The organism is Mangrovibacterium diazotrophicum (assembly GCF_003610535.1).
GTDB classification, from domain to species: Bacteria; Bacteroidota; Bacteroidia; order Bacteroidales; family Prolixibacteraceae; genus Mangrovibacterium; species Mangrovibacterium diazotrophicum.
The window spans coordinates 3,634,445-3,651,586 of the sequence record NZ_RAPN01000001.1 but is presented as its reverse complement, the minus strand read 5'-3'; the positions used below and the strand labels follow the sequence as shown (position 1 = coordinate 3,651,586).

The 17,142-nt window shown below is 38.8% G+C and carries 20 protein-coding genes and 1 tRNA gene; 10 read left to right on the top strand and 11 right to left on the bottom strand.

The features are described from left to right. Positions 1–45: 45 nt before the first annotated feature. The 6 genes from BC643_RS14355 to BC643_RS23410 form a co-directional block, all read right to left on the bottom strand. Complete coding sequence (locus BC643_RS14355) at positions 46–1,221, bottom strand: FecR family protein (RefSeq protein WP_120273736.1); 1,176 nt, start codon at positions 1,219–1,221, stop codon at positions 46–48. Between the two features lie 48 nt (positions 1,222–1,269). Continuing rightward, positions 1,270–1,836 carry an RNA polymerase sigma factor gene (locus BC643_RS14350; protein ID WP_170154565.1) on the bottom strand — a complete coding sequence of 189 codons (567 nt, stop codon included), beginning with the start codon at positions 1,834–1,836 and terminating at the stop codon, positions 1,270–1,272. Positions 1,837–2,120: 284 nt separating this feature from the next. After that, entirely contained in the window at positions 2,121–2,942 is an 822-nt protein-coding gene (locus BC643_RS14345) for a DUF4249 family protein (RefSeq protein WP_120273734.1), read from the bottom strand. Between the two features lie 25 nt (positions 2,943–2,967). Then, positions 2,968–5,391, bottom strand: a complete 2,424-nt coding sequence (locus BC643_RS14340; protein ID WP_120273733.1) for a TonB-dependent receptor — start codon at positions 5,389–5,391, stop codon at positions 2,968–2,970. Positions 5,392–5,689: 298 nt separating this feature from the next. Next, positions 5,690–6,349 carry a porin family protein gene (locus BC643_RS14335; protein ID WP_120273732.1) on the bottom strand — a complete coding sequence of 220 codons (660 nt, stop codon included), beginning with the start codon at positions 6,347–6,349 and terminating at the stop codon, positions 5,690–5,692. A 323-nt stretch (positions 6,350–6,672) separates the two neighbouring features. Beyond that, a tRNA-OTHER gene (locus BC643_RS23410) sits at positions 6,673–6,736 on the bottom strand. A gap of 167 nt (positions 6,737–6,903) precedes the next feature. Between BC643_RS23410 and BC643_RS14330 the strand changes: the two genes are divergently transcribed. The 6 genes from BC643_RS14330 to BC643_RS14305 all read left to right on the top strand — a co-directional run bounded on the left by BC643_RS14330 (position 6,904) and on the right by BC643_RS14305 (position 11,354). Continuing rightward, positions 6,904–8,052, top strand: a complete 1,149-nt coding sequence (locus BC643_RS14330) for a site-specific integrase (RefSeq protein WP_120273731.1) — start codon at positions 6,904–6,906, stop codon at positions 8,050–8,052. 26 nt (positions 8,053–8,078) lie between these two features. Further along, a complete protein-coding gene (locus BC643_RS14325) occupies positions 8,079–8,963 on the top strand; it encodes a hypothetical protein (protein ID WP_147377234.1) in 885 nt (294 codons plus the stop codon). 188 nt (positions 8,964–9,151) lie between these two features. Further along, entirely contained in the window at positions 9,152–9,445 is a 294-nt protein-coding gene (locus BC643_RS14320) for a helix-turn-helix domain-containing protein (protein ID WP_120273729.1), read from the top strand. After that, the gene (locus tag BC643_RS14315) at positions 9,445–9,873 is read left to right on the top strand and encodes a hypothetical protein (RefSeq protein WP_120273728.1); all 429 of its coding nucleotides are present in this window, start codon (positions 9,445–9,447) and stop codon (positions 9,871–9,873) included. The genes BC643_RS14320 and BC643_RS14315 overlap by 1 nt, the downstream gene beginning before the upstream one ends. Next, positions 9,860–10,336: a hypothetical protein gene (locus BC643_RS14310; RefSeq protein WP_120273727.1), complete on the top strand. Its 477-nt coding sequence runs from the start codon at positions 9,860–9,862 to the stop codon at positions 10,334–10,336. The genes BC643_RS14315 and BC643_RS14310 overlap by 14 nt, the downstream gene beginning before the upstream one ends. Before the next feature lie 88 nt (positions 10,337–10,424). Then, positions 10,425–11,354 (top strand): phage/plasmid replication domain-containing protein, encoded by a 930-nt coding sequence (locus BC643_RS14305; RefSeq protein WP_120273726.1) that lies wholly within the window; start codon positions 10,425–10,427, stop codon positions 11,352–11,354. A gap of 120 nt (positions 11,355–11,474) precedes the next feature. Here BC643_RS14305 and dcd read toward each other — a convergent pair whose 3' ends face one another. From dcd to BC643_RS14280, 5 genes are all read right to left on the bottom strand, one after another. Then, complete coding sequence (dcd, locus tag BC643_RS14300) at positions 11,475–12,065, bottom strand: dCTP deaminase (RefSeq protein ID WP_120273725.1); 591 nt, start codon at positions 12,063–12,065, stop codon at positions 11,475–11,477. Next, positions 12,052–13,095, bottom strand: coding sequence for a hypothetical protein (locus tag BC643_RS14295; protein WP_120273724.1), 1,044 nt, complete (start codon positions 13,093–13,095; stop codon positions 12,052–12,054). Before BC643_RS14295 ends, dcd begins: the two co-directional genes overlap by 14 nt. A 4-nt stretch (positions 13,096–13,099) precedes the next feature. After that, positions 13,100–13,393 (bottom strand): hypothetical protein, encoded by a 294-nt coding sequence (locus BC643_RS14290; RefSeq protein WP_120273723.1) that lies wholly within the window; start codon positions 13,391–13,393, stop codon positions 13,100–13,102. 180 nt (positions 13,394–13,573) lie between these two features. Then, the gene (locus tag BC643_RS14285; protein WP_120273722.1) at positions 13,574–14,089 is read right to left on the bottom strand and encodes an ImmA/IrrE family metallo-endopeptidase; all 516 of its coding nucleotides are present in this window, start codon (positions 14,087–14,089) and stop codon (positions 13,574–13,576) included. Between the two features lie 12 nt (positions 14,090–14,101). Next, positions 14,102–14,446, bottom strand: coding sequence for a helix-turn-helix transcriptional regulator (locus BC643_RS14280; protein WP_120273721.1), 345 nt, complete (start codon positions 14,444–14,446; stop codon positions 14,102–14,104). A gap of 403 nt (positions 14,447–14,849) precedes the next feature. Here BC643_RS14280 and BC643_RS14275 point away from each other — a divergent pair, with 403 nt between their 5' ends. The 4 genes from BC643_RS14275 to BC643_RS23535 all read left to right on the top strand — a co-directional run bounded on the left by BC643_RS14275 (position 14,850) and on the right by BC643_RS23535 (position 17,073). After that, entirely contained in the window at positions 14,850–15,092 is a 243-nt protein-coding gene (locus BC643_RS14275) for a multiubiquitin domain-containing protein (RefSeq protein WP_120273720.1), read from the top strand. Beyond that, on the top strand, positions 15,067–16,245 hold the full coding sequence (locus BC643_RS14270; RefSeq protein ID WP_120273719.1) for a ThiF family adenylyltransferase: 1,179 nt from the start codon (positions 15,067–15,069) through the stop codon (positions 16,243–16,245). The genes BC643_RS14275 and BC643_RS14270 overlap by 26 nt, the downstream gene beginning before the upstream one ends. Beyond that, a complete protein-coding gene (locus BC643_RS23765) occupies positions 16,223–16,615 on the top strand; it encodes a DUF6527 family protein (protein WP_394340509.1) in 393 nt (130 codons plus the stop codon). Before BC643_RS14270 ends, BC643_RS23765 begins: the two co-directional genes overlap by 23 nt. Positions 16,616–16,740: 125 nt before the next feature. Further along, positions 16,741–17,073 carry a hypothetical protein gene (locus BC643_RS23535; RefSeq protein WP_211338061.1) on the top strand — a complete coding sequence of 111 codons (333 nt, stop codon included), beginning with the start codon at positions 16,741–16,743 and terminating at the stop codon, positions 17,071–17,073. Positions 17,074–17,142 lie beyond the last annotated feature (69 nt).

The following is a 17,142-nucleotide window of genomic DNA, read 5'->3' as shown; positions in this document are numbered from 1 at the left end:
ATTAGTGAACTCGAAGCAGTCAGGTATCGCAACTACCCGGCTGCTTTATTTTTTATCCATCAATATTCGGTTATCCTTGATTGAGAACGATACATCATTCACCATTCCAATCAGACTGAAGATTTTCTGCAAATCGTCATTCTTCTTCACACCACCGGTGAACAAGCGCTCTTTCAACGCATCATCTTTAAACTCGTAATCAAAATCATACCAGCGATTCAGGCGGATCATCAATTCCTCCAAACTGATGTCGTCGAAATACATTGTTCCGTCTTTCCAGGCTGTATACATATACGTGTCAACCGGCTGGGCTTTCAAAATATCAGTTGAATTCAGCTCGGCATGCACCTGGTAGCCGGGCTTCAACCGAACTTGGTTCTCTCCGGCGCTGTATTCTACCGATCCATTTACCAAGGTTACCTCTTCAAACGAATCATCTCTGTAAGCTTTCACATTAAACTCTGTTCCCAACACCCGCGTGGCAGCGCCACTCGCATGCACAATGAAAGGCTTCGCCGGATTGTGCTCCACTTCGAAATAAGCTTCTCCGGTTAACCAAACCTCGCGTGTTTCGCCGGTAAACAGAACCGGGAATTTTAAATGAGAATCCGAGTTGATTGTGACCACCGTTCCATCGGCAAGGGTCAGCACATAGTCTCCTCCCCGAGGTACCACCAGTTCGTGGTATACAGGAATGGCTGTTTTAGCTTGCTCTGCAGAATCGACATACGACACCTCTCCTTTTTTGGTGTGTACCAGTTTTCCGTCCAATTCCAACTCATGATCCACGGTATCCTGCAGTAAAACCTCTTCACCTGAATTCAAAACCAATTTCACGGAACTGGGAATTGTTGCCATTTCATTCAGTTTTGCCCATTGCGCGTCGCTGCTGTTGCGACCACCCAAGGCAAACCAAAGACCTACAATTATAGCGATGGAAGCTGCCACCGCAACCGATGCGGAAAGAGCTTTCCAATTCAGCCTTCTTGTTTTGGTGGTGTTGGCACTGTTCGAAATCTTCGACCACGCCTCGTTGGTTTGATTGGCTGGAAAGCCCGCAATAGCTCCGGCTTGCCAGGTATCGAATAGTTCATTCCAAGCGATTCTATTTTCAGCAGATTCTTCCAACCATTCTTTTAACACGACAGATTTTCCAGGAGGCAATCCTTCTGCAAAATCCTGCATGATGAGGTCGAAAATATGCTCGGGTACATTTGTCATTCTGATCGTCTTTTCTCTAAAGACTACCAAAAAGACAAAACGGGTAGGTCACTTTCTGAAAAAAAGTAAAAATAATTCCATTTCGGAGTCTCGAAGGCGATCGCGAAGCTTTTTCGTCCCTTCTTTCAGTAGATACTTTACGGTATTGACAGAGATTTCCATTTCGTCGGCAACTTCCTGATACTTTTTACGTTCCAGCATGACTAATTGGATAGCTTTTCGTGTTCTTTCGGGCAATTTTTCTATTTCACGAAGCGCTAATTCAACTTTTCTGTCATTCGTTGAAAAATTGTTGTCTTCCGGTAACTGAATGTCCAAAAGATCTACTGCTTCTTTCAGGGAATCGTTTTTTTTGAGACTGCTGAGGGATGAATTGCGGATACTTCGAAACAAGTAGGAACGGAGGTCGGTAGCCTGAACATTGTCCAGGTAGTCGTGCGTCCACAAACGAACAAAGAATTCCTGCACCAGGTCTTCACTCTGGTTGCGATCTTTCACGATTTGTTCGCCGAAAACCACTAAGGAGACATAATACTTATCGAATAGACAGCGAATCCCCTGAGACTTGTCTCGCCTCAAAAGATTTAGTATCGCTTCGTCTGTTAATTTCTTCATGCACTCCCCCTTGATCAAAAAAACAAAAATAACAGGATATTTCATAAAAACGGAAAGTCAACCATCACCGGAGACTATTTGGGGGAGACCTTCAATTTACATCCAGCAGAAAGCTTAACTATCGAAGTTTCAACTCCGGTGATCGTCGTTAGATGAATCGGAATCAAAAGCACAAAAAAAAGAGAGTGAAAATCACTGGATCTCCACTCTCTTTTTCTGAATACGAAATGCTTGCGAGGGTTGCAAAGCTGACGCCAAATTTGACTTCCAGCTAATTGTAATTGCTATGGTTTTAGTATTTCCAAATAAACAGTGTCTGCCGCAAAAGCCGTAAATATGCCATACCCGTTTTCAATATTGGTCAATGGCTCGTTTAAGGTCTGTGAGTTCTGTTGACGAGAGTTGTATAGGTCCACATATTCAGAATTTACCTTGTAAACGATGATCTCGTAGGTGCCATAGTCGTTTAATTGATTGAGCCACAAAATAGAGAAATCGGTGGGTAGGGGAGGCGTATTGATGCCATCAACATCAGGAATGTAATTGTTTGGATCAATTGTTTCCGGATCAGTTTCAATGTTTTTTACCGTGAGATAGTAATAAGAGTTGTCCGGATTAGACCAGGAAACCTCGACAGACGATTCGCCTATATTTGCAAGGTCTATCAAGTTATTAATTTCTTCGATGTACTTTACGGATTCAGAAAGCTGAACATCCTGAGGCTTTTCAGGAACCTCGGTTTTGGCCGTTATATCTGTTTCATTGTATCTCAGATAAAAAGAAATGATTTGTCCTGCTTGTATTGACATGTCGGAACCATCATAGGTATAGTGTCCAGGCATGTCGCTTTTTTCGTCTAACAGAAATTCATTTCCGTTTATTGAGACCGATACTTCCGCGTTTGAGATCATTGTTTCATCTTCAGAGTTCAGATCCTGAAATGGAATAATTTCAGAAAGTTTCACATCAATATTCGAACTTCCTTCGTAGACGTACGCTTCTACGATCGGGTCGTTTGCGGTTTCCTCGCTCTCATTTTCTTCCTGACACGAAAAAAGGAAGAGACTGCCGAAAATAAAAAAGGGTATAATTAATTTGTTTTTCATTGCTTATTGCTTTTGGGAGATTTGTTTAGAATTCGATGCCGACAAACAAGCTGGGGGTGAAGCCAATAAAGTTGACATTCGTTTCGGTGTAAATTTCATTTTCAGAATCGATTGTAAATTCTTTATACCATACATTCGACCTGTTATATAAATTGAAAATGGAGCAACCGATTGTAGCCGGAGCTTTACCTACTTTGAAATTGTATGTGGCACTTAAATCCAGCCGGTGGTAGGATGGAAGTCGTTGTCCGTTTTTATCACCCAAGGCGATGTAGGATTGCTCGCTGCCATTTAACAGAGTTAGTGAATACCCTCCAGCCGGCGCGGTATAGGGCCTTCCGGTGGCATAAACCCAGGTTGCAGCCAAATTCCATTTACGCCATTTATAACTGTTTACAATTTTTATTTCGTGTGTTTGGTCGTGTAAGGCAGGAAAAGGATGATCGGAAATATCCTTGAACTCTTGTTCTGTTTTACTTAGCGTGTAAGCCAGCCAGCCTGTGTATTTCCCAAATTTTCGTTGTAACAGAAACTCTATTCCTTTCGAGATCCCGGTTCCTTCGAAAAAAGAGTTTGCGTAGATGTCCTGCAAATCGTCCGAACTGGCAACACTGCTTCCAACACGAGGGTTGAGTTCGGATAGTCCGCTAAGGTCTTTATAGTAAGCTTCCACATCGAATAGCCAGTTTTCGACTTCGTAGGAAGCTCCAAGGATGTAGTGAGTGGCCGATTGAACCGGAATTAACTCGTCGTCAGAAAGAAGCCATATTTCATAGCTGCCCTCTTGAATATCTTCCTGCACACTTCGGTTGATGAACTGATGATAAATTCCCCAGGCTGCTTTTGTTTTAATACGTTGAGAAAGATGGAGGACTGCCTGGATTCGCGGTTCGAAATAATATTCTTTGGTGATATCGAAGTAATTAAGCCTGACACCGTAGGTAAGGTTCACTGTTTTGTTGACGTCCCATTTGTCCTGGAGATAAGTGGCATAAATATTTCCCTTATTTTGCAGATCAAGTAGGGTTGTGTCGTTAAGCGAATTTTCGAAAGAAATGTTGTTGGCTGTCAGGTGAAAACCAGCGGCAAGATTGTGCTTCGCATTCAGCTCGTACTCAAAATCCTGGCGGATTGAGAAATCGAGTACTTCGTTATTCTGAATAAGTCCGACCAATGTTGTGTCGGTTTCTTCCCGGGTCAAAATAGTCCTTGTTGTTCGGTCGCGGTCGTTGTAAAATTCGGAGTGCGAAATTACAGTGTTGCTGTATAAGCGTTTGTTCCAGGTTCGTCCCCATTTCCCGCTCATCCCGTGATTTCCCCAGTTTGTTAGGTCCGCCGTGTTGATGTCGACGGTTGTGCTGGAGCCTGAACTTCCCCGGGTGGCTGTATTGAAATCGGTTGTATTATCAAGCTTATCAGCTCCTGAATAATAGGAAAATGAGATGACATCTTTGTCCGAAGGTTTGTAAGTCCCTTTCAGGTTCATGTCGTAGAAACTGAAAACGGGTTCTGTTTCCTGCTGCTGAAATCTACTGCTGGAATAGGTTTGTGCAGTCGTTTCGCTGTTGGTTCTGTCGAAGATGTCCTGGTATAATCCGCTTTGAAGTATTTCCGCATAAGAGCGGCGGACTGCAAAAAGAATAGATCCTTTGCCCCCCAAGGGGATCTCGGTGTAGGCGTTCGCGCTGATCGAGCTGACTTCTGCTCCTAGTTTAAAGGTATTTTCGTTTCCTGTTTTTCCTGTTATTTCAACAACCGATGATGTGCGTCCGCCGAATTTCGGCTCGAATCCGCCTTTATACAGCTGAACGTCCTTGATTGCATTGGCATTAAATGCGCTGAAGAATCCATAGAAGTGATCGACATGGTAAACGGTAAACCCGTCAAATAGAATAAGATTCTGATCGGGAGTTCCACCTCTCACGTAGAGGCCGGACGACGCCTCGTTTGTACCGCTGATACCAGGGAGCAGTTGCATGGAACGAAAAATATCCTTTTCTCCAAGGCTTGGTAACGAGGTGAGTTGCTTCGGCGAGATGCTGACCTGACCAACATTTTCTGACATTTTCATCATATTTTGCTGTGCAGCAACCACAACCTCGTCGATATTTTTTGATTCCTGTTCCATTTCAATAATGATGAGTTGATCGTAGTCACTTTCGGTGATGCTGGCGGTTGCATTGGTGTATCCCAAAAAACGGACATTCAGTTCAACGCCTCCTTCCGGGAGGTTAAATAAGGTAAAATAGCCATCAGCATTGGTTGTTGTTCCATTGCTGGTGCCGGTTACCATAACACTTGCATAAGGCAAAGTTTCCCCTGTGCTTTTTTCATTTACTATTCCTCGAATGCTGTGTTTGGTCGTCTGCCCCGATGCTGGTGAGAACCATAGGCCTAAAAAAGCAGTGGTCAGCATTAAAAGAAAACTTGTGTTTTTTTTCAAGATCATTGTTTGCTTGTTTTTTTGCCTATCTGACGTTCATGCTTGTATTGTTGTGAGGACATCCTCGTGCCGGAACTCGGTTGAAAAATACGATGGTTTCATGTCGAAATCCCAGAGAAGTCGTGTTCGCGGCAAAGGGATATCAGGCCTCAAGGAAAAGGGTACAATCTGTCCTGATTTCACCTAAATTAATTTGAAAGCTGCGCTGTACAGATAGGCTGTGGTTTCTGTCTCTGTTATATTGTTTATCTGATTGTAAAACTTGCGTTTAGATCGAAAAAATCGTTAAACGGCACTTCTGAATTTACCTGAAATACCGGGTAAAAGAGACTGAAAAAACTTGATTTTGTGCACCTTCAAGAAACAAGTAAGCACTATTGGCATTGGCTACTTCTTGCAGTCCATGCGAGTATTTCAGGGTCATCTTACTAAAGGGGAAGTTAAACGCGATTCCACCGACCATTCCAAAATCAAATTTTTCAAAGTCGTCATAGTTGAGTTCGCCGTACCCATAGCCTACGGGAGTAGTCAGACTAAAAGTGGCGTCGGCCAGGTAGCTGGTATATCCTCCAATTACAAAGTCCAATCTTTTATTGGCATGAATGTTAAAAAGAATGGGTGTTTCGAGGTAGTGAAGCCTGTAGCGTAATGTTCCAGTATAGTAGTAAAAGTAGGCGACCTGCGCGTAATCTATTTGTCCGCCTTTTTTCGAATAAATCAGTTGCGGCTCAAATGAAATTCGTTCAGAAATGGGTAGGTTGTAAGTAAGTCCAAAATGAAAACCTCCCTGCACATTGGGCTCTCCGATCTCCGTGCTGTGAAAGTTGCTCAACTGGAACCCGCCCACAAGACCAAGTTTTGGCATGTTGGGTTGGTCTGGTAATTGGATTGTCTTGATGTAAACCTGGGCGTTTAAGCCCAGACATGCCAGTAGCAGTGTCAAAATAATAGTTGTTCTTTTCATGGTAATTCTGTTCTTTATTTAAATAATTGTTTAACTGTAATCCGGACCTTTATTTCTGAACTTCGAAGTCTGGTTCAAACATAAGGGTACAAATCCACGGCGTTTAAAAGAATTCATCAAACGACAGAATAGCATACACGAACAGCAACTTTGGTCAACCTTTGGCAGCTTTTAAGCGAAAGAATTTGGTTGAATAATTGGTTATGAGATGTGATTGGGGGAAAAATTTGGGAAAATAGTGCGGCGAACAAATAGCAGGGGAAAACAAAAAGTCCAACAGTCATCTGACCGCTGGACTTCTATTTATTTTTTAGATCCATATGTGGGTTGTACTGGATTCGAACCAGTGACCCCTACCCTGTCAAGGTAATTACCAAAAGAACAACCGAAATCAAAAGAAAACACACATGCCTGTTATTTAGCTGGTTACATTATTTTCAAGTAAGTCAAGTTTCCTTTGAATTACTCTTTTTTTGTTATTTTTTGTTACCCGTTTGTTACTCGGATTGTTTTTGTGACTATTTTAGCAAACAAGAGCACAATAACCGAAAATAATGGGAACAGAAAAAAGAATTAGAAAAGGAACCAAAAAGAACAATGTTGTTCTCCGGGAAAAGCAACTAGCATCCGGGAGCATCAGCCTCTATTTGGATATCTACAGAGACGGACAACGTTCATATGAGTTTCTGAAGTTATACATTAACCCCAAAGCCAGAAGTCCTATAGACAAGGAACAAAACAAGGCAAACTACGAATTGGCAAACAGAATTAGAACAGACCGCGAAAATGAATTAAATAATCTCGCCTTCGACTATATCCCTCCCACTAAACAAAAAGTATTATTCTTTGATTTTGCTCAACGTTATCTGGAGAACTACACAAAAAAGGACAAAGCGATGATCAAAGGTGCAATTGAAGATTTCAAGCTATTTCTAATAAACAAACAAAACAGGATCAAACCGGAGCACCTCAAAATTCACCAGATCGACAGGTTAATGGTCGTTCAGTTTATAGCTTTTCTTGAAGAAAAGCATAAAGGAGAAGGAGCAAATTCCTATTATGCAAGGTTTAAGAAAATTCTGAACAATGCGGTAGCAAGAAATATTATTCCTAAGAGCCCCGCACAAAAAAAAGAGCCGGGAGACACAGAACTGATTTGCAAAAAGCCAATAGGATTGCAAAAAGATATTTTGACAAATGAGGAAATTCAACTTATCGCTAAAGCCCCTTGCAAACGCCCCGAAATAAAAAAGGCTTTTCTATTTTGCCTTTGCACAGGCTTACGTTTTGTTGATGTTAAAGCGCTTAAATTTTCCAACATTGATTTTTCCGCTGCTAGGCTTAAAATCGAACAGCAGAAGACAGGCAAGCCAGTTATAATTGACCTCAACAAAACAGCACTTAAACTAATTGGCGAAACCAGGTCGTCAGATGAGATTGTTTTTAGTTTACCCGGAAGAAAATGGGCCACAAAAACTATTAATAGCCTCGTTAAGAATGTAGGCATAAATAAGCACATAACATGGCATTGTGCTCGTCACAGTCTTGCTGTAAACCTACTAACAAGCGATGAAAAACCGGATATAAAGACCGTCAGTAGTATCCTTGGTCACTCTTCAACAAAAACTACTGAGGTTTATCTACATGTAGTCGACGAACTTAAGAAAAAGGCCGTCAACTCTCTCCCGGACTATGAATTATGACCACCCAGTATATCTAATTGAAAAAAATGAAAAACATAAGAAATTTCTTTGACGAAATATCTCGCAATTTAAGGTCTGAAGAATGTCTTGGATCACCAGCACAGAATTACCCCTATCGTTCAGTTGAAACGTTTGACTTAAATGTGTTGCTGAATTGCAGAGATGGAATATTTTATAATTTATCCTTTATGGGTGAGGCAGAAAGGAAAATATACGCACTCATGGTAGCTGAAGAATTGGAAATTTGCCTTACGCGTCGACTAGTCGATAAACTTGACTTTATTGAAGTTGTTAAATACTATAACGAGGAGAGAAAGATGTATCTGACTTTACCAAAGGCTTTGGCAGATCTTTCTAGTATTAACGGGAAAATCGAAAAGCAAGAGGTTCGTCTTTTCGAAAGTAACGAAAAATACATAGAGGTTTCTGAATTAGTATCTGCATTGGAACTATTTGTCGTTATGACTGAACAAGTTTTCAATCGCTTTTCCATAAGCTTGAGATCGATTGCTGAAGAAAACGGAATAGATTTAAAATACCTAAAAAAAGATGACCACCCATTTTTACCTACAATACTAAGTGATAAACAACGAGAATTACTATATGAACTATTGGTCGGTTCTTTTATTCCGAAGGAAACAAATAATGAAACATTTTTATATGCTTTTGGTAGTTTCAATAAAAGAACTTCCTGCGTTCCGATAAAATGGCTCAAAAACAAGCAGACGCTACGTGAGCTACTAGTCCCACTTATACCAAAGGGCATTAATATTTCTACTTATAAAAGTTTAGTCGCGAAGGTATTTGTTGATGAGGATGGTAATCCACTTACACTGGCTAACAACAAGAAGGTAAGAAGCAAAGAAAGTAACGCTATTGCGAATATACACAAAAAACTAGCGACTCTTTAACTTGCTGATTCAAAGAAGACGCGACCAAGAGCGATTACTTAGCGACAATCTAAGTAGTCGCTCTTTTTGTTGATTTACATTTGTTTAAGCAGTTTTCTCATGCCTACCTTTGTTCCGTTGCAACAAAAATAACAAGGTAGAACAAAGTACACGTTATACCTTTTTTTAATCGTTAAAGAAATCAAAAAATGGAATTAAAAGACTTCCACACGAAGCTTGATCGAATAGAAAAGGCAGCATTAGCCCAAAAAAATGTGTTGACTTTTGATGAAGCAGCAAACTATATCGGAATATCCAAAAGCGACTTGTACAAACGGACAAGCAGCAGAGAAATTCCTCATTTTAAGCCAAGAGGTAAGATGATTTATTTTGACCGTGTTCAACTTGAACAATATTTAAAACAAAATCCGATTAGCACCATTGATTCAATAGATGCTCAGGCATCAAAGTATGTAACCATTAATATGGGAGGAAGCAAATAATGTTGGTAAAGGATCTAAAAAGCGTACAATGGCTGCTAAGTACTTATCATGGTTCTGAGCTTAGGAGATTCCTCGGTGATTTGTCTTGGTTTATCTACAACGAAGAAAGTTCCGATTTCGAAACAAAGAAGTGGATGATGTCCTTTCTACCCGATTTAAATTCAATTTTCGACCGTTATTCCCGACAACAAGATAAGTCCCTTGGAGATACGAACAAAGCAGCATTGAGTTTTCTCGGTTCATATGAATGGATTTTACCGGGGAATTGCACTCTTCTAAAAGACCTTTCTTTCTTAATCTCAACAGACCTTGAAATCGAAGAAGAACAATACCTATATTTTCACAAACACCTCAAAAATATCGAGACGTTTGGATTTATTTTAGAAAGTGAAATTACTCGTTTGGAAAGTGCAAATGAACTTTACTGACTACTATCTAGCGAAAAAGCTCAAGGAGCAAAAGGCAAAATATAGGTATGAGATTGCTCGCTCTACGATGGAGTATGATCGGTTTCAATTTCTACTCAAGAACAAACGAAATCCGAACTCGGATGGATGGTCAATTTATTTCATTCCTAGACCAGTTGAATGGAGCGGTTCGGAGAGGCCAGATATGGCATTTACAAAACGGTCAGAAAACATCAGCAGCATTGTATTTCCAGAGCCAGGAATACCCTACGGATATGGAGATGTCAAAGGAACTAATGATTCTTTAATTGTGCTCTTAAATGAAGACTTTAGAATTCAGGGCATCTCTGAGATTGAAATATTCATCGCTCGCGGTCAGAAGCACAACAGGAAAAACCTGTGGTATGAACTAGTCGATGGCGAATTAGAATATGAGTTGGATTTCCTCCGGCAAAGCGCCAAGGAGCTGCCTATCGCAAGTTAAATGAAGCAGGAACGTAAGTTCCTGCTTTTTTCTTCTCCTTATTAAGTGGGATGAGTAGTCTGATTTTGTCACCTAAATTATTTCAAAAATGATGTACGACACACTCAAGTTAGTGTTAACTAATGAGTTTAACCCTAGCTTCAACTTCCTTGAGAACCTACCGTCTACAATCGACATATATTTCCATGGTATCGAATATGGTACCCCTGTCGTTAAAGCTAAAATCAGAAACCTAAAAGTCAACATTAAGACTAGTCGAGTAGTAATTGAAGGCAGCTTCCATGTCTTCTGTAAAGGCGAAAACATAACACCTATGCACTTTGATGAATTTAGAATGTCGGTTGCAGAATTAGAATCGCTAACTGCGTATCCCGTCAGACTTGCAAGAGTGTCGCGTCTCGACTTTTCAGGCAATTTCCTAGTCAAACATCCTGTCGCGTTGTATTTCAATTTTTTTTGTCAAAAATCCAGGTTTCAAAAAATCGTACTAGATGGAGGGATTAGGTATTCGTCAGAGGAGAAGGAGCTCATTTTTTACGATAAGCTAAAGGAAATGAAGAAAAAGAGGACACCGATACCACAGTACTTTCAGAATAAAAATGTTCTTCGCTTTGAAGTCCGATATTGCAGAAAACTGGGCAAACATTTTGAAAGACGAGAACTATTCCTTGCTGATTTACTTGAAAAAAGCTTCATTAATACACTTTGCAAAGTATGGAGAACTGAATACAAAAGCGTTGTCATGGAGATGAAAGCTCCAACCGGGCTTACACCAACTGGAAGTAAAGCCAATTTATTGGAGCAGTTGGCATTGATTCAAATTCACCAAATCGGCTTGGATAATCTAATAAATGAAATTTCAGCCTGGCAATCAGCTGGCCAGATTACGAAGGAGGAGGCCTACAAAATGCGCAAATTTATTAAAACCAATTCCAGTGAGCCGTATCCGAATGCTGAAAATGAACTAATCAGAGAGCTGAATTTGAAAATTAAGACGGCTGCAAAATATGAAGTGTAACGGTAATCCCCTTGCAGCTGCACTCAAGTATGTTGTCTAGAAAGTCGAAACCTCTATTCTTTCTCAATGTTTTGATTCAAAGTCCTTAAATAGGATTTCTAAAAGTTTTAATTATACACCCTACTTCAAAAAAAGGTCTCGCAATATACTCAGATCCTTATCGTTGCTTGCAAGAGAAGCTACTGGCCGAACTTGGCATGAATACTTTCTATCAGAATTGAAATAGTTAGTACCTTCTGTTAGCTTGAATAGTCTTGCTTGTATGATTGATGCCCCAACCAACAACTTTAGCGGATTATTATTACTGTTAGTTAATTCTAACGAAAGACATCCGCAGTATCCGGGCTGGACTACGGTATTTAATGAAAGCCCTAATCTATTATATGAACTTCTAGTAGACAAAACCATAAAAATGTCGTCGGGTATCTTAATATATTCTAGAGAAGAGCATAAAACCGTTTGATGGGGATGTAAGTAAAATTCCTCGCCTACTAAACGTTTGGTTTCTTGAAAGAAACTTGCAATCGGCTTGGCATCTGGATTTCCAGTCGCATCAATTACTGGTTCGCGTCCTTGAATACTGACGAGAAAATCTGTCCCGAGCCTTAAATCTACGGTTACCTCACCGAACTGGCCATTAGAAAGCAAAGGCCTGATGACGAATTCACCTTTTTCGTACAATGCACGAATTTCAGCTTTAGTTAGGTACATTCGCTTTCCATTTTTCAGTTATCATGAAATTACTTATTGTCTTTTCCAATAGGTTATTAATGATGCGATATTTTTGATCACGAGTAATTCCGCGATTATCATATTCCGCAATCTCATTCAGCCATAAGCCCCATCCAACTTCAAAGATTGAATGAAGTTCCAAACTGGAACCTGGCTCTGAAGGTATAAAGCATCTAAAATCTCCGTCGTCTATCTTTTTATCATTTATAAAGAGTTCTTTATTGACTATAGCGGGCACTGCAATTTTGAAAGTCTCTAATATTGAATTATCGTGGCCGCATAAATACTCTTCAACCATCGTGATTCTTTTATCTGTGGCAGGATGAGTATGACAATCTCCATCACCATGCGCAATATACCCCAAGTAGAAATTAGAAGCTTTTCCGATATATTGAGACGCAAATATATCAGCAAAAAATTCTTCATAATGATTTTCCTGCGCTGGATTCAAGCCTAAAATGATGGCTATCCTGTTACAAATTCTAAATCTCTGATCTATAAAATGACCTAATTCATGATAGAGGACAACATTAGCTAGATAATCATGCGCTAGATATTTGGGCAAATTTATTTGAATTAATTTATGCCTAAATTCAATTGAATATTTAGCTCTTATCAAATCATAAATAGTGACATCTAAAGCTAAAGTAGGATCAAAACTATAACTTAGAAGATTATTTTGAAGCGACGTTACAATAATGTAGTCATTGGAATTATCCCAATCTTGTAACGCTTTCTCTAAACAATAAACAATTTCATACGGAATATTAACAAGCGTGCTATTATCTAGAAATTCAATGCTTAAAAAACAAAAATCTAAAATCGATTTCAACTCTTTCCGCTCCGTATCATTCGCCTTCGAAAATTCCGTAGTCGATACTTTGCTAAATAGTTCAATTAACGAAGCATGGTAATCTTGCTTTCTAGGATCTGCGTATTTGTTGGTCTTTGATCTACCAACAGCCCTATTTAGCTGCGACACATGGAGACTAAGAAGCTCTGGTGACATAAGGTTAGCAGATTGCTTCTTGCTCTAAACAACTCTTCAATTTCCTATAGTCGTTTATTTGCAGTGCTTTATAATCCATTCCATCAATAACCCCCTTAAATCTAGAAAAATAGCTCACGATGCCAAATCTATCACTATCAACAGAATAAAAATCTCCGGTCTTAGCCAATCTTTGCGCTTGATCAACTATTTGACTGAAGATAATAGCATATTCCTTATTTCCTCGATCAATTATATCCTCCAAAAAGTTCAAATATGCTTCCGAACTATTTTTGTCTTGTTTTAACGCGAAGTACATAGGGAGTATTTTTATGAAACATATATCAACAAATTAAACAAATTCTATATGAAAAAGAATAATATCACCGGAGAATAAATCACCAATTATCGCGAAAGTTATGAACCTCTATCTGTTAAAAACACCCTTTTGTCAACTGAATATGAAAAAAGCCTTCATATTTAAAGTGTTCTTACACGTTTAGATATTGTAACCAAGGTTAGTTAATCTATAGGTCATAGCAACCTCACTAACTTTGAACACGTCAGCTAAATCTTTTATCGCTTCCTCTACTGTCAACTTGTTATTTAGATTTTGTATTTCATCATTAATAAACTTAGCCGGCATTAAAATCGCTGCTGCAAACGAATTTGCCTCTCTCTCCATTCTTATTTCCCCAGTAGAAGAACTTTCATTTCTAAAAAGAACATTTGAGATAAAGATATCATCCTTATTAGTGCTGTGAAACAAAAAATGTCCGAGCTCATGAGCAATAGTAAACCTTTGGCGGACCTCACTTTCTGTTGATTTTACCGCGATAAGATTCACATTTTCTTTAGTTAAAAGAAATCCAGAAATTGTATCTCCAAAGATCCCCTTGTCTATTACTAACCCTAAACTCACGACGACTTCTTCTATAGGTACTGGAGCTTTATTAATTTTTAATTGTAACAGTATTTCTTGAGCTTTTCTTTCTATGTCTTTAATCTTTATCATTTCGATACAATTTTATTTTTTAGAAATAAATTGCTTAGTGATATAATTTTTCAGCATTAACTTTTCATCTTCATTAAGCTTCTTCTTGTCTATTTTATCTGAAATTTTCCCATCCATCAAATTCTGATTATTGAAAGAATCAAAAAAATAATTCATTTCTACCTGCGCTAAGACGGAAATCTTATAAAGAAGATGAATCGTAGGTCGTTGTCGTTTTTTTTCAATATTGACAATCGATGCCCTCGAAATGTTTAATTCATCTGCAAAAACCTGCTGTGTAAGGTTCAGGTTAGATCTCAACTCAACTATTTTATTTGATAGCTGGGAGTAAAATAATTCGAGTTCTTGTTCTGTCATACTAAAGTTTATTTGGTAAATATAGCAAAAAAGGTTTACATTACAAACGTTTGTGATACAAACATAAAAATAAATGGCATTTTTATTGATTATTCGATTTTGTTTACTATATTTGTTGAATGAAATTTAAAAGAGTCAATATGTAGACAGAAGTTAAATAAAAAAAGCCCAGTTAAACTGAGCTTGTATTTTTAAAGAAAATGTGTCTTTTCTTTGTGTTTGAGACCCCAAAGGTAACACCTTCTCTTGAGAAATCCAAATTCTTAGTATTTGACTGTTAGGTTTATCGAAAGCTAATCGATAGACACTGTGCTTTTTTGACCTCAGTAAACGCGACCTATCCTGTTGAGGGAGGATGGATTATTCAGCACAAAATAATTATTAACCGTCAAATACAATCATTATGACGCACGCAACTATTTTAATTATAAATGGCCGCGAAAAAGAATGGAACGACAAGGCCATTACATTCGAACAAGTGGTAACACTTGCATTTGGAACCTATCAGAACAACGATAGAACGATTTACACAGTGACTTTCACCCGCGGACAAAATGAAAAACCGCAAGGGAGTTTGGTTGCCGGTGATTTTGTGAATGTCAAACATAAAATGATCTTCAATGTCACAGCAACTGATAAATCATAGTAAAGACCTGAAGCGCCTTCGAGACGAAGGCTACAGTATTGAAATTAATGGTGGGCATTTATTTGCCCACCATATCCCATATGTAAATTCAAATCGAGAGATTAAATATGGCATTTTGATTTCAACGTTGAACATTAGTGGGTCAAGCACTATAAAGCCTGAGACACATGTAATAATGTTTAGTGGAGAATATCCCTGCAATAAAAATGGATCATCAATTGAACAAATAAGGCATGCAAATAATGGTACCCTTTTGGGGAACTCGGTAAGGGCTAGCTTTTCATTTTCAAACAAGCCCCCTGAGGGATATGCAAACTATTATGAAAAGATAAAGAGGTACGCAGAGATTGTTTCTGCTCCTGCTAAGTCGATTGATGCGACAGTAACGGAAAAACCATATCTGCCAGTCGTTGACGATGAGGAAGGAGCAGTCTTCCACTATATTGATACCAATTCCAGTAGGGCCAATATTGATTCCATCAACCAAAAATTCTCAAATCAAAAGATCGGCATCATAGGAATGGGGGGGACGGGGGCGTATATCCTTGATTTAATAGCAAAGACAAGAGTTCAAGAGATTCACATCTACGACGGAGATGTATTTCTGAACCACAATGCCTTTAGATCACCGGGAGCGCCGAGCATCCAGGAACTCGAAAATTCAATCAGTAAAGTAGATTACTACTATCGCATCTACTCAAATATGCGTAAAGCAATTTTCGCTCATAACTACTATGTTACTGAAGAGAACTTCGAGAACCTTCAAAACCTCAATTTTGTATTCATTTGTATTGATAATAATAGAGCAAGAAGGACGCTGATTAATTATTGCATGACTAAATCAATAACAATAATTGACGTCGGTCTGGGTGTTAATGTTGTAGATGACGCTCTAATCGGACAAGTAAGAGTTACGTCGGCGAATCATCAAAAGAATGATCATTTGGATAAGTATTTGCCAAGTGGTGTTGAAACAGAAAACGACTATGTTACAAATATCCAAATAGCTGAACTAAACATGCTAAATGCCGCTCAGGCAGTCTTAAAATGGAAAAAGCTATCCGGATTCTACCAAGATCTAGAACAAGAGTTTCACTCTGTCTACTCTATCAACAATTCCTTTTTAAATAATGAAGAAAAATGTGACGTTTAAATTCGTAAAAACGATTCCTGATTCCTTAGACTCAGGAATCGTTTACATTACAACTTACTACAACACTGCCGTTCACAAATGTATGTGCGGCTGTGGAAATGAAGTAGTAACACCGTTATCTCCATCTGATTGGGAATTAACCTACAACGGAGAACAAATATCTCTATACCCTTCGATAGGAAACTGGAGTTTTGAATGCCAATCACACTACTGGATTAAAAATAACAAGGTTATTTGGGCCGAAAAATGGTCAAAAAGACAAATAAAAGCACGTCGTAGAAAGCAATCGCGAGAACGGAGCAGCAAATCATGTACTAAGTCAAAACCAGTTCTATTTTGGAACAAACTCATTTCATATTTCACATTCTAGACAAATAACTGGGAGGTGGAATCCATTTCGTTCTACACACTGTCCATCAGCTGATATTTTTTATACGCTAACCATCAATCAATGGAATTTCTATTATCTTTATCTAAAGTAGACCAAAATAGATTATGGCGAAAGGGATTAAAACAGGAGGAAGAACAAAAGGGACGCCAAATAAGCTAACTGGTAGTTTAAAGGAAATGATACATCAGGCGATTACTGACGAGATTGAAACCCTACCTGAATTGTTGATAAAACTGGAACCAAAGGAAAAAGCAGACTTCATCATTAAGCTAATGCCTTACGTACTGCCCCGTGCAACAAGTGAAGCTGATGATATAATAAACGGAGTAAAACAGACTCCATACCAGAAATACGTTGCTCAGATAATAGAGAAAATGGAACAAAGTAAACGAGATCAAGAGCAATCTTGTAGAACCCACGATAATCATTCTCGATAGCTTTCATTTATTGCTGCATTGAAAATGTAGATTTCGGTTAGAAGTAATCAAGCTCGATGTCTTTCACGC